The organism is Pseudoalteromonas sp. SG45-3 (assembly GCF_014164075.1).
GTDB lineage: Bacteria > Pseudomonadota > Gammaproteobacteria > Enterobacterales > Alteromonadaceae > Pseudoalteromonas > Pseudoalteromonas distincta.
This window is the reverse complement of sequence record NZ_JACJEN010000022.1, coordinates 1-13,466: the sequence shown is the minus strand read 5'-3', so window position 1 is coordinate 13,466 and position 13,466 is coordinate 1. Positions and strand designations below refer to the sequence as shown.

The 13,466-nt window shown below is 38.0% G+C and carries 12 protein-coding genes and 2 pseudogenes; 8 read left to right on the top strand and 6 right to left on the bottom strand.

Going from position 1 to position 13,466, the window contains the following annotated elements; translation table 11 throughout:
• Positions 1-10: 10 nt before the first annotated feature.
• The 3 genes from H5126_RS18325 to H5126_RS18315 form a co-directional block, all read right to left on the bottom strand.
• Positions 11-1,267: an efflux RND transporter periplasmic adaptor subunit gene (locus tag H5126_RS18325; protein ID WP_010388432.1), complete on the bottom strand. Its 1,257-nt coding sequence runs from the start codon at positions 1,265-1,267 to the stop codon at positions 11-13.
• A 64-nt stretch (positions 1,268-1,331) separates the two neighbouring features.
• On the bottom strand, positions 1,332-2,549 hold the full coding sequence (locus tag H5126_RS18320; protein ID WP_010388430.1) for a TolC family protein: 1,218 nt from the start codon (positions 2,547-2,549) through the stop codon (positions 1,332-1,334).
• An 81-nt stretch (positions 2,550-2,630) separates the two neighbouring features.
• Positions 2,631-2,990: a hypothetical protein gene (locus H5126_RS18315; protein WP_227006932.1), complete on the bottom strand. Its 360-nt coding sequence runs from the start codon at positions 2,988-2,990 to the stop codon at positions 2,631-2,633.
• Between the two features lie 156 nt (positions 2,991-3,146).
• On the opposite strand from H5126_RS18315, the gene H5126_RS18310 reads away from it, so the two are divergent.
• The 5 genes from H5126_RS18310 (at position 3,147) to H5126_RS18290 (ending at position 9,900) form a co-directional block, all read left to right on the top strand.
• Positions 3,147-4,046 carry a cation transporter gene (locus tag H5126_RS18310; RefSeq protein WP_002962256.1) on the top strand — a complete coding sequence of 300 codons (900 nt, stop codon included), beginning with the start codon at positions 3,147-3,149 and terminating at the stop codon, positions 4,044-4,046.
• 85 nt (positions 4,047-4,131) lie between these two features.
• On the top strand, positions 4,132-4,428 hold the full coding sequence (locus H5126_RS18305) for a hypothetical protein (protein ID WP_232007049.1): 297 nt from the start codon (positions 4,132-4,134) through the stop codon (positions 4,426-4,428).
• A 73-nt stretch (positions 4,429-4,501) separates the two neighbouring features.
• Positions 4,502-5,794 (top strand): TolC family protein, encoded by a 1,293-nt coding sequence (locus H5126_RS18300; RefSeq protein WP_002962255.1) that lies wholly within the window; start codon positions 4,502-4,504, stop codon positions 5,792-5,794.
• Between the two features lie 70 nt (positions 5,795-5,864).
• The gene (locus tag H5126_RS18295; protein ID WP_002962254.1) at positions 5,865-6,761 is read left to right on the top strand and encodes an efflux RND transporter periplasmic adaptor subunit; all 897 of its coding nucleotides are present in this window, start codon (positions 5,865-5,867) and stop codon (positions 6,759-6,761) included.
• A gap of 10 nt (positions 6,762-6,771) precedes the next feature.
• The gene (locus H5126_RS18290; RefSeq protein WP_002962253.1) at positions 6,772-9,900 is read left to right on the top strand and encodes an efflux RND transporter permease subunit; all 3,129 of its coding nucleotides are present in this window, start codon (positions 6,772-6,774) and stop codon (positions 9,898-9,900) included.
• An 84-nt stretch (positions 9,901-9,984) separates the two neighbouring features.
• Here H5126_RS18290 and H5126_RS18285 read toward each other — a convergent pair whose 3' ends face one another.
• Complete coding sequence (locus H5126_RS18285) at positions 9,985-10,872, bottom strand: cation diffusion facilitator family transporter (protein ID WP_002962252.1); 888 nt, start codon at positions 10,870-10,872, stop codon at positions 9,985-9,987.
• A pseudogene (locus tag H5126_RS18280) lies at positions 10,859-11,589 on the bottom strand (transglutaminase family protein). Before H5126_RS18280 ends, H5126_RS18285 begins: the two are co-directional and overlap by 14 nt.
• Before the next feature lie 78 nt (positions 11,590-11,667).
• Here H5126_RS18280 and cadR point away from each other — a divergent pair.
• The 3 genes from cadR (at position 11,668) to H5126_RS21740 (ending at position 12,822) form a co-directional block, all read left to right on the top strand.
• Positions 11,668-12,057 (top strand): Cd(II)/Pb(II)-responsive transcriptional regulator, encoded by a 390-nt coding sequence (gene cadR / locus H5126_RS18275; protein ID WP_002962247.1) that lies wholly within the window; start codon positions 11,668-11,670, stop codon positions 12,055-12,057.
• A gap of 51 nt (positions 12,058-12,108) precedes the next feature.
• A complete protein-coding gene (locus tag H5126_RS18270) occupies positions 12,109-12,477 on the top strand; it encodes a MerR family transcriptional regulator (protein ID WP_028834999.1) in 369 nt (122 codons plus the stop codon).
• 102 nt (positions 12,478-12,579) lie between these two features.
• On the top strand, positions 12,580-12,822 hold the full coding sequence (locus tag H5126_RS21740) for a MerC family mercury resistance protein (protein WP_327077832.1): 243 nt from the start codon (positions 12,580-12,582) through the stop codon (positions 12,820-12,822).
• 464 nt (positions 12,823-13,286) lie between these two features.
• Here H5126_RS21740 and H5126_RS18265 read toward each other — a convergent pair.
• Positions 13,287-13,466, bottom strand: a pseudogene (locus tag H5126_RS18265) (glutaredoxin family protein); the annotation flags it as partial.

The following is a 13,466-nucleotide window of genomic DNA, read 5'->3' as shown; positions in this document are numbered from 1 at the left end:
GTCTTGCTCCTTAGTGGTTATGCGGATCAAATCCGCCTTTAGCGATTTCAGAAGCAACAAAAAATGCGCCTTTGGTTACAATTCGCGTCCCACTATCAAGGCCAATGATTTCCCTAAAATCACCTAAGGCTCGGCCTAGTTCTACTTCTACAGCTTTAAATTCTCCAGGGTGGTCTTCGACAAATACGGTCCAATCACCATCTGCGCTGCGGATCAATGCTTCTTCTGGCACAGCCATCACTTTCTGCTTTGTGGCAAACTGAAAGTAAACTTTTACAAACATACCTGAATGAAGGTTATCATCAGCATTCTGTACCCCCAATCTAATAATTCTTGTACGAGTTACGGGATCAATTGTATGGGCTTCTTGGATAACTTTGGCATTGTAACTCTGGCCTTCTAATTTAAGTACCGCAGGAGAATCAATTGATAAATTTAGCTTTTTATTTGGAGAAACTTTTGCTTCAACCCATAGTTGTTTTTCATCAGCTAACAACATGACTGAATCCCCAGCATCAACACGTTGCCCTTGGATAAAGTCGTCTTGAAGCACGACACCTTCACGGTGCGCCGTTAATGCATATTGCCCAAATGCTTTAATGTCTTTGTTAGAAATACCATTTATTGCTTTTTCAGTTAACCCTAAAGCAATGAGCTTGCCATAGCTCGCATTGTATGTTGTTTCAGCTTGTAATAATCGACTTTCACTCACCGTCTTATTACCCAGCTTTTTTACACGTTGCCATTCGGTTGAAGCGATTAAATAGTCAGCTTGTGCTTGTGCCATTGCTTCACTAAATAATGTAACTAACTTCTGACCTATTTCTACATACTCGCCAAGCGCTGCATGGCGACTGATAATGACTGACTCTGTACGTGGTGATACCACATAACTTTTATAGCCATTAGCTTTTATTTCGCCAGGTGCATATACGGAGCTAAATTGATATTCAGGCTTAACACTTTCCACTTTAATTTTAGCAAGCGACATCTTCTTTGGATCAATAGTGATACCTTCTTCATGTTCTTCTTCTCCCTCTTTATTACCACCTTCATGGCCGTGCTCGTCATGGTCACCTTTATCTTCTTCATGTCCCTTTTCGTGTTCATGCTCATCTTGATGTTCTTTTTCTTCTTGTTTCGAAACGTTTGTGACAGAACCAGTTCCATCTGACGACTGTGCAAAAGCATCATGATTTGTAGTAAACCCAACTAACAGGCTGCTAATTACTACGGCTAAAAATTTTTTACTAATTACTGTATTCATTTTTGTAACCTATATTTTTAATAAATTTAAGATTTCGTTTTTCGCTACTGAAAAAACAAAGCGCTCAAATCTCAAATTTGGATAACTGACCCATACTTAAAATGAAGGATATTTCTGCAAGCTTGAATTGATTTTCCAAACGTATTCCTGCATGAAGCCCTTCCGCACGTTGATTTAATGCAAGTAAGTAGTCAGAAGTATTAATATCACCAGCTTGCCAGCGCTTATTTAATAAGTTTTCGCTGCTATCTAATCTGCCTTTTGTCAGTTTTTGCCATTGCTCATAATATTTTCTACTGACATTAAGCGATTCATAATTAGCTTTTGCTTCAAAAGACTGCTTTCGATATACCGACTGAAAATTCGCCTCGGCTGCAATGGCTTCTGAATAAGCGGCTTTAACATTATCTGTATAGTTATTTCTGATGTTTAAAGGCATTGAAAAAGTCACACCAACCAAGTCTTCATCTCCACTTTTCCCTGCGCTAACGCCAATGGTTGGATTAGCTTTAGATTCCATAGTGGTTAGTTGAGCTTTAGATTGTTGTCCCTTCCATTTCGCTCTAGCAAGTTTAACTTTTGGATGTTCCTCAACCCACTGGGAGTTAAATGAGTAGCTTGTTGCTCCAAAAGTAAATGAAAACAAATTGGTAGTATTAGGCGTCCAATCAGGCAATAACTCCTGAACCTTTACCTCTGCATTTTTCAAAGCAATTTGAGACTCAGATATTTCACTAAAAATTTGCGACAAGTTTAAATAGACTAGCTCAGCGTCAAGTGGCTCTAGAAGTCCAGCTTTTCGTTTGTCTTCAACAATTCCAACGAGCGTTTGCAATTGCTCTTCTCTTTCTGAAAGTAACTGAGCAGCTTTTTTTGCTGCTTGCCAATTAACTAATGCAGTTAAGGCATTAGCCTTTTTAGAATCGAGTAGAGATAACAATTGTTGCTGGTTTGCATAAACATCAATTTCACCAATGGTTTTATTTGTTGATTGCTTATCCCAAAAATCTATCGTTTGACTGATACCAATAGAGTAATTATCAAAATCACCTTCTTTTTCATAGCTTGCTTCAAGCTCTGGGTTATATACGGCTTGAGTTAAGCTTTTGGCTCTATGATTACTTGCATTAAGTAACTCTTTAGCCGCAACAACTTCGGGATCTTTATTTATTTGACTATCTAGCCATGAAATACTTTTCTGTTTGCCATAAGTGGCAACTGAAAAACTCACAGCCATGCATAAAGACAGGGTTAAACCTGTATTTTTTAAAAATATATACATAAAACTTCTTAATTTTTTAATTTATAAACACGAACCCTTTATCCTTCTCATGGACAAATAGGTCATTAAAAATCAATCTAATTAAGAAATGGGTGGGCGAAGTATCGCTTCAAGGTAAGTATTTGTTTGATCAATTTGATAAGGCGTTTTATTGATAATGTTTAGTTTGCCCGTGGTATTTGAATTACTGACTAAAATCCAAGATAAGTGGCTGCCACTGCAATGACCGCAGTGATGACAATCTTTTTCATTATGCTGCTCATCACCTACATTATCATTTGAGACATTTCGATCATCTGCATGATCATGTTGAGTTTGAAGGTGCTCTATATCTATTTGGTGATTCTCAGATGTTGAGGATGCTACAGCAGTTAACGATTGTAAAACAATCGAAATAACCAAGAGCATTTTTAGTACAACATTAAGGTTCAAAGTTATCACCAGTTAAATATAGTATTTAAAATACTAGCAGAAACTATTTTCTTAAACTAGCTTTTCAATTCAGTTTCCACGCTTTTACATTAAATAATTTTTTATTTGACTCTATAGCCACTATAGATTTTATACTTATTTTAATATTATTACGGAGTGTTAAATATGTCAGAAAAATGTAGTGGTCAGTGTCAATCATCTTCTACCAATGAAGATGTAAAAATTGATACACAATTAGATAACTATAGTGGCGCGTTTGTCAGTACATTTAAAGTACCTCAAATGGACTGTCCTTCAGAAGAGAGATTGATTAGGTTAGCACTTGACTCAATTGAGCCTTCAGTTGGGTTGCAATTTGATATTCCTAGCCGTTTAGTCAAGGTTTTTCATGATGAAAATTTAGATGAGATAACAAAAAAATTACAACAACTCAATCTCGGTGCAGAGTTGGCATCAACTAAAGAAAGTTGCAGCACCGAAGCTGCAAAAGCAAAAGATCTAGCCCAAAAAAATGAGATGAAAGAAGCATCAACGCTAAAATGGTTGTTAGCCATTAATGGAGTCATGTTTTTTATAGAAGTAATTGCTGGGATTATTGCGCAATCTGCTGGCCTTATTGCCGACTCATTAGATATGTTTGCTGATGCTGCTGTTTATGGTTTAGCTATATATGCTGTCGGTAAAAGCATAAGCATGAAACTTAGAGCGGCACATATATCTGGTGTACTTCAAATTATTCTAGCGCTAGGTGCTTTGAGTGAAGTCGTAAGACGCTTTATTTACGGTAGTGAACCTATCTCTTCTTTAATGATGATATTTGGTGGAATAGCACTAATCGCTAACATTGCTTGTCTGTTTTTAATATTTGGCAACAAAGAAGACGGCGCTCATATGAAAGCGAGTTGGATTTTTTCCGCAAATGACGTAATCGCAAACGTAGGTGTAATCTTAGCTGGCTTATTAGTTACAGTAACTAGCAGCCGTTATCCAGATTTAGTGATTGGTTTGATTATTGCTGTTGTCGTTTTAAACGGTGCTCGCCGCATCTTACAGCTAAAGTCTTAAGTAGAAAGTAGTTAAAAGAATGCACCCGTCATATTTTAAACCATATATATCATACGTGATAATGATTTTAATCGCGGTGCAGTCTGTGTTTTTTTCGCAAGAAGAGATTGAAGGAAACTTAATTGAAAGTTCTTTTAATATATCACTAACTGAGTCTATTACCCCGCTAAAAGCTCCTGAAAGCTCTAATTTATTTGAGGAGGGTAATAGCCAAACTTTAATTGATAATTGTAATTTTTGTTGCTGCTGTCAGTTATTTTTAAATACAGATTCTTCTTGTAATATTTTACAAGCAATAGAATATTTCCCTACCTACGCCTTAGTTTCCCCTGAGCTAAAAGGCTATATCTCGGTGCCATTCCGCCCACCTAAATACGCCTAAATTTTATAGAAAATTAAGAAAGGTCAAATGTTAATGACCTAAATATCACATATAAATTTATAGGAAAGTATACATGGCACTTAATACCTGTGTGCATCGCAAGATAGCAATTTTAAGGTGTGTAACACCTCGGCTTAAATATATCGCGTTTCTCGCTTTGTCACTTTTTACATTTAATGTTTATGCCTTTGAGAAGCAGTTAAACCTTCAAGAGGCAATTCAGTGGACGCTTAAACAAAATCCAGAACTTAAAATATTTGATTTCAAGCAAACGGCATTAATTGGACGAGAACAAATCGCAAGTTTAAATCCTGCTTATGAACTAGAGCTTGAAGCTGAGAACTTTGCAGGCTCAGGTGAATTTAATACATTCGACAGTGCTGAATTAACAGTCGCTCTATCTTCGGTTATCGAAATGGGAGATAAACGCTCAGCGCGGATTGGAATTGTTTCAAAATCAAGAACACTACTCACTGCTGAAAAAGAAGTCTCTGCGCTTAATTTAATGGCTCAAGTCACTGAGAAGTACGTGGAAGTACTTGCAGCCCAACAAAGAGTTATATTGGCAGAAAATGCTTTGAGCTTAGCACAAGAAACCTTAGAGATTGTATCTCAGCGTAACCGCGCAGGTGCTACTCCTGAGGCTGAAGTGAAACGCTCAAAAGCAGTTATTGCTCAGGCTAACCTCACCCTTCAATCTGAACAAAAGCGCTTGGAATATCTAAAGCTTTCTTTATCAGCTTACTGGGGAGAAACATCAGTGTCATTCTCTAGAGTAACTGGAGATCTGTTTCAGTTTGGCAATGATAGTGATTTTAGTAGTCTCTTTGCGAAATTAGAGAAAAACCCTGCTATTCAAGTTTATGCAAGTGAGCAGCGACTAAAAGAGGCCGAGTTACAGTTGGCTAAAACAGAGTCAACGGCCAATATCAAATGGTCTGTTGGTGTTAGGCGCTCTCAAGAAGCCAATGATACGGCACTGGTCGCTGGCTTTAGCTTACCTTTGTTTGCTGAAAAGCGAAATTCTGGCGCAATCGCTAGTGCGCTAGCAGAGCGTGACCAAGTTGCCATAGAGAAAGAGGCGACTAAGTTAAGATTTAGAAATCACTTACTACGAGCATACTCCAATAGAAAACAAGCCATATTAACAGCTAATTCATTAAAGCAGTCGGTTATCCCAATGCTTGAAGATGCACTGGAAGATACTCAAGACGCCTATCAAAAAGGTCGATATGGATATCTTGATTATGTATCGGCTAGACAAGAGCTGTTAAATGCTCGGCGAACCCTTATTGACGCGGCATCTGCTGCCCTAATTTATGGCGCAGAGATAGAAAAACTAACAAACGAAGCGCTGTCACTCTAAATAAACATCACTTTAAGTTTAATAACAATTTATTGATTCAGTGATTAACTGAATCGTTTAGGAATTCAAAATGAAAAACTATTTACTCGCACTATTGATTTTTATTGGGTATCTATCACCCATTCAAAGTGTTTTCGCTAGTGAAGATGAACATGAAGGCGAAGAAGGCATAAGCAAAATCGACAATAACATGGCAAAAAAGGTTGGTGTTGAAACAGCCTATTTAGCTTCAAAAACGTTGAACCAAACTATCCCTGTATACGGCTCTACGACGATAGGCGCTGAACAATTATTTCAAGTTAGCGCTAGATATAACGGCGTTATAAAGACAATAAACTTCACTGTTGGTGATACGGTAAAAAAAGGCGATCTATTAGCCGTTATTGAATCTAATGAGAGCTTAAATACTTATAAAATAACATCGCCTGTTTCTGGGACTGTTTTACAGCGAAATGGAAATATTGGCGGTATCACGCAAAACACTAGCTTGTTTGAAATCGTCAAATTTGACACCTTGTGGGCTGAATTTAAGGTGTTTACCAGCCAATATAATCAAATCAAAGTCGGTCAGCATGTTGATATTGAGCAAGGTGAACACGCATTCAGTTCAGTCATCACTAATATTATTCCAGCTAAAGATCAGCCTTATGTTTTAGCACGGGTACGATTAAACAACACTGAGTTAAAGCTAACGTCAGGTCAATTATTAAAAGGCAACGTAAAGATAAACCAATTTGAGGTGGATTTAGCGGTCGAGAAAGTTGCCATACAAGAGCTAGGTGGACAATTAGGTGTCTTTGTAAAAGAAAATGAAGAGTACGAGTTTGCACCACTTGTCCTTGGTCGTTCAGACAAAAACTATATCGAGGTCATTGATGGCCTCAGTAAAGACGCTGAATATGTAAACAAAAACAGTTATCTGATTAAAGCAGATATCTTGAAATCTGAAGTAGAAGACGACGATTAGGAGACGCAATATGATTGAATCAATTTTGCGTCTTGCAATAAATAGGCGCTATTTAGTATTAAGCTTGCTGATGGTAATCATCGGCGTTGGTATGTGGAGTTATCAAAAACTTCCCATTGATGCTGTTCCAGATATAACAAACGTACAGGTACAAATAAATACCTCTGCCCCCGGTTATTCACCTTTAGAAGCGGAGCAAAGGGTAACTTTTCCAGTAGAAAACGCATTAGCTGGACTACCAAAGCTGTCTCACACCCGCTCTCTTTCAAGATATGGTTTATCCCAGGTGACCGTTATCTTTGAAGAGGGAACCGATATTTATTTCGCACGCAACTTAATCAATGCAAGATTAGCTGCGATAAAAGGCGTTATTCCCTCTGGCTTAGAGCCAGAGATGGGTCCTATTTCCACAGGGCTTGGTGAAATATTTATGTATACCGTACAAGCTTCTCCTGACGCTAAAATGCCTAATGGAGAGCCTTATACCGCTATTGCCTTAAGAGAAATACAAGACTGGATCATTAAACCGCAATTGGCTCAAGTTAAAGGCGTCATTGAGGTCAACAGCATCGGCGGCTATAACAAGCAGTATCATATAACGCCGAAACCCGAAAAATTACTTTTTCATCAGGTAAGCTTTGAAGACGTTTCTGATGCATTACGTAAAAATAATGATAACCGTGGCGCGGGTTATATTGAGCAAAACGGACAACAAGTGTTAGTGCGCTCCATCGGGCAACTTGCGACAATGGATGAAATCCTCAATGTCATCATCAAAAAGAACGATGGTATTCCTGTAAAAATAAGTGATGTTGCCAATGTTGCTATAGGCAAAGAACTTAGAACAGGGGCTGCTACTCGTAATGGCATTGAGACAGTGCTTGGTACAACCATGATGCTGATTGGTGAGAATTCTCGCACCGTTGCTTTAGAAGTGGAACATAAGCTCAGCGAAATACAAAAATCTCTGCCAAAGGGCATTACCGCAGAGCCTGTTTACGACAGAACAACGTTAGTAGATAAAGCGATTGCAACCGTTACCAAAAACCTCGTTGAAGGTGCGCTTTTAGTTATTGTTGTGTTATTTATTCTACTTGGAAATTTACGTGCAGCTCTCATTACCGCTGCTGTTATCCCTATTTCCATGTTAATGACAATCACAGGTATGGTGCAAGCAGGAGTATCTGCCAATTTAATGAGTCTCGGCGCATTGGACTTTGGCTTGATAGTGGACGGGGCTGTAATCATCGTTGAAAACTCTGTCCGTAGGTTAGCACAGGCCCAACACAACGGTCATAGGCAAGACTTAAGAGAACGCCTAAATACCGTTTTTGAAGCCACTTCAGAAGTGATACGTCCAAGCTTGTTTGGTGTGGCAATTATCACTGTTGTTTACATCCCCATTTTCACGCTAACTGGCGTTGAAGGGAAAATGTTCCACCCTATGGCGGCAACTGTCGTTATGGCGTTAATTTCCGCAATGATCCTTTCAGTTACACTGGTTCCTGCTGCTGTAGCTGTGTTTATGAAAGGTAAAATCAGCGAAAAAGAAAGTGTAGTTATTCGTTCAACCAAGTCTATTTATGAACCATTGTTAAAAATGGCGATGAAATTTCGTTGGATTATTGTTTCATTCTCAACGCTGTTAATGGGGTATAGCCTTTGGTTAGCAACTACGCTTGGGACAGAATTTGTTCCTCAATTAAATGAAGGTGATATTGCACTACAGGCATTAAGAATTCCATCGACTGGCCTAGAGCAATCAGTAGAAATGCAAGAAGTACTTGAGCAACGTATTAAAGCGTTTCCTGAAGTTGATAAAGTATTCTCGCGCATTGGCACACCAGAAGTAGCAACCGACCCAATGCCACCGAGTATTGCTGATATCTTTGTTATTTTAAAACCACGTAAAGAATGGGCCGAACCTTCAAAACCAAAAAGTGAATTAGTTGAAGAAATGGAAAAAGTACTGAAAAACATTCCAGGCAACAACTATGAATTCACTCAGCCTATTCAAATGCGTTTCAATGAATTGATTTCTGGCGTTAGAGCTGATGTCGGCATCAAAATATTTGGTGATGATTTGGATCGGTTATTACTTACCGCAAAAGATATTCTAAATATTGTGAAAACCGTGGATGGTGCCGCTGATGCTCGAATAGAACAGGTCACAGGTGTTCCATCTTTATCAGTAATTCCTAAACGAGAAGCGCTTGGTAGGTATGGATTGAACGTTACCGAATTGCAAGACTGGGTTGCCACTGCGATTGGCGGTGAATCTGCGGGGATCATTTATGAAGGTGACAGACGGTTTGAGTTAGTTGTTCGCCTACCAGAGCAAATAAGAACGGATATCGATAGCTTGAAGCATCTGCCGCTTCCACTTGAGAATGGTAACTATGTGCCAATTGAAGAAGTTGCAGAGCTTAAATCAGAGTCTTTACCCGCGCAGATTAGCCGAGAGAACGGAAAAAGAAGAGTTGTGGTTACCGTCAATGTTCGTGGTAGAGATTTAGGCGGTTTTGTAAAAGAAGTTAAAGCTAAAATTAATCAGGAAGGAGAAATTCCAGCAGGATACTGGCTTGATTATGGTGGAACGTTTGAACAACTAGAATCAGCAAGTAAGCGATTAAGCCTAGTTGTACCGATAACATTGGTTGTTATCCTAGGTATTTTGATTATAGCATTTGGTTCATTAAAAGATGCATTAATCATTTTCAGTGGCGTGCCTTTAGCATTAACAGGGGGCGTATTTTCACTTTATTTAAGAGACATGCCCTTATCAATTTCGGCAGGTGTCGGCTTCATTGCATTGTCAGGTGTCGCAGTATTAAATGGCTTGGTTATGTTGGCTTTTATTCGAGATCTTTGGCATGAAAAAGGCGACCTATACGTAGCGATCATTGAAGGTGCCATCATTCGTTTAAGACCTATTTTAATGACGGCACTGGTCGCAAGTTTAGGTTTTATTCCAATGGCGTTAAACACTGGAATTGGTGCAGAAGTACAACGACCACTAGCAACAGTTGTTATCGGCGGTATTGTATCTTCTACCATTTTAACTTTGTTTGTATTGCCTATTTTATATCAATGGGCGCATGGCGCTGAGAGTAACAAACAGCAATCCGACGAAATCTAAAAGCAAAAAAGCAGCTTAATTACTAAGTTATGCCTAATTAAGCTGCTTTTTATATTGTATGCTCCAAAATTTTATTGATAAAACTTACTCTGCTTCATCCCTACAATTTTCATTTAAAAACTCAAACTCTATCGTCGTATGCGATAAATGATAGGAAGATAATTTAGCTGCAACCTCTTGTTTAAGCTTAATTAATTCTTTAACGTCAAAGTTGTCACTCAGCTCAAGGTGCGCTGTTAAAACGTGACTTTCACCATCCAGTGACCAAAAATGCATATGGTGTATACCATTTACTTCAGGAAATTCAATTAATGACTGCTTAATACGCTCTTGGGTCTCTTTATCGGGTGCAGCTTGAAGAAAAAGCACCAATGTTGATTTAAGATTTTTGAAAACGTTAAATAAGATAAACAGCGTAAACCCTATTGATAATAGAGGATCTAATATCGGCAGTTCAACGAACAACAATACAATAGAGACTATAAGAACGGCAACCCAACCGAGTACATCTTCAAGTAGGTGCCATGTCAGCACTTTTTCATTTAGTGTTTCACCCGCTTTTAATTTGAATACCGCATAACCATTTACGGCAACACCGAGTATGGCTAGCCCTAACATCCCCTCAACTACAGGCATTTCAGGATTGGACAGCTTAGGTATTGCTTCAAATAAAACCCAAATAGAGCCGATAATCAAAACAATACTATTTACCAATGCACCAAAAAGTGTAAGTCGGCGATAACCATAGCTGAATTTGTCTGATGCTTCTTTATCTGAAAAACGACTTAAAATCCACGCAAAACCTATTGAAAGACTATCACCAAGATCGTGAACGGCATCCGCCATTATCGCCGTACTGTTTGTGAGCCAACCACCTATAAATTCGATAATGGTAAATATCACATTAAGGAAAAATGCCCAACCAATCCGGTCGTCTTTACCATGCTGATGACTGTGACTATGGTTGTGCATTTTGTACCTCCAGTACTTTTTTATTTCTTATTTTTGATACATTCATATTAATCAAATGTCGGATCACTCGTTGATACAACCAACGTTTTACACCTGATAGATTAGTACCTTTTTCGAGATAGAACTTATCTGGTGAATCATAAAGCCCAAAGTCGTCATGAATACCTTCTTTTTGAATATAGGTATCCTCTCCACGCCAATCCGTACCGGGTGAAGATAAGCACTTTGTTGCAACACCATAACCACAAAACTCATCTTTTGCTTGGCTAAATTTCTGCTGTAGTGAGCTTAAGTATTGCTCATCCAATATAAAGCCCTCTAAGTTTATCCAACGCCCTTCAAAGTAAACTTCTACCCAACTATGAATGATGTATTTAGGTGCTAACCAAAATACAAGCTTAGGATAGCACCTTTTTATAGTTGCTGATCAATGGTAAAACCTTGGAAACGACACTGGATACCTAGTCCACGCAATAGTGCCATTAACAGATTACCCTTAGTATTACATTGTCCATAACCATCTGCTAGCACATCGCTTGCTGAAATATCATCACTCTTGTTATAGCCAAACATTATTTCATCTTTTACAAACTGATAAGCGGCACCAATTTTGTTGAAATTATCCAAATTTTTCCACCCTCGTTGATCGATCAGGGATTGGATATCTTTGTGTTCAAAATTAACGATATTCGTATTGTTTAAATATTTCTCAGTCATTTTTATATATCCCTTTCGTTGCATACCTATACTATAGATCCTATAGTAACTATAGAGTCAAATGTCTGGGGGAAATTGATGAAAATAGGCGAATTGTCAAAAAAATCGGGCTGTTCAATACAAACGATTAGATATTATGAAAGAGAAGGATTACTGTTAAATCCAAACCGTTCAGAAGGTAATTTCAGGCTGTATGATAGTAAAGCACTTAAACAATTGGAATTCGTAAAGCATTGTCGCAGCCTAGATATATCACTCAATGATATTAAACGTCTTATCGAATTAAAAAATAAGCCAGAAGAAAGCTGCTCTAGCGTTAATGCATTAATTGATCAGCAACTTGCACTAGTGAATAAACGTATGAAAGAATTAAGGGCGCTTAAAGCTGAATTACAACAGATGGCAAGTGCTTGTGGTTCAGACAATACAATTGAAGCGTGCGGCATCATCAAATCATTGGATAGCTAAACTAAATATAACTTTAGATTAGTAGTATTCACAAAGGCAATAATGTAAACCATTGGCAAATTAGCACAATCATTAAATTTAAATGTAGAAACCATTCGTTTTTATGAACGAGAAGGGCTGATTACACAACCTGAAAAACCAATATCTGGTTATAGACAATATGACGAAACAATAGCAGGACAACTTAGGTTTATCACAAAAGCCAAAGCGCTCGGCTTTACGTTAAGAGAAATAAAATCGCTAATGTCTATGGACAGCAACTGCACTCAAGTTGAGCTATTAAGCCGACAAAAGTTAGCAATCATTCGAGACAAAATTAATGACCTTCAACGTTTAGAGAAAGTAATTGTGGATATGACAAATACCTGTATGCAAAACGAAGATCCAACACATTGCCCCATAATTGATTCATTAAAATGATTGACTCCGTACTTATATACGGAGTTTAGAATGATGGTAATATCAACCAATAGACTTTCAAATGATAAATAAAATATTAGACAGAGTAGGCTCTAGTGGCGTTTGGCTAGCGGCACGGCCTGCTTCCCTGCATTAAGGTCACTTGCATCGGCATTAGGACTAGGCTTCTTCTCTCACTTCGAAGGAATAGCTGTAAATACGCTTTTACCTATTTTTGCATCTTTGGAACTATTGGTAAACTTATACAACTGGCACAAAAATAAAAACCATACCAGAGCTGTCTTCAGCATTCTAGGGCCTGTAGCAGTGCTATTAACGCTTTATCCTCTTTGGCTATATGATTGAAGCACATACCTATTTTACTTTGGTATTTGCTTAATGGTCGTTATGTCGGTTTTGGATATCGTAAAACCAGTAAGGGAGCAAACATGCAACGTATGGCTAATTGCCGTCGTTGAAACGATTAACGGTCAATGTCTGCTTTTCGCTCTAAGCGGACTAGAAAAATTTCACAAAATTTATTAATTAAATTTATAAATTCTTAAACACTAGGATGATTAAAAATTTATTGCCAAAAGAATTCTGGAATCAAATTTAGATTAGATCTATTTAATAAAATTAGAGGGCTAGTGCTTTTTTAAATCATGCAATTGATAAAAAACTTTAGTCTCGTTGTAACTTCAAGATACCTTAGAGAAGCCAGAGCAAATTGATGGCATTTTAAGTTCAGGCAGAACCAGACTCAACTACTGAATCTGGTTCGTGCTATAAATAAGCTCGTCATCATATTTTTAAATTAAAGCTGTTATTTACCTAACAAACATCCAAATACCGGCAGCTATCATAAATAAGTTTTCTGTTAGAGAGATAAACCCTAGTGGTACGTTACTGTCACCGCCTACACACGCACATTTTAACTCTCGTTTATCTATATAGACTGCTTTTATCACTGAAACAGCACCAACCCCACCTATGAATAATGAAATAGG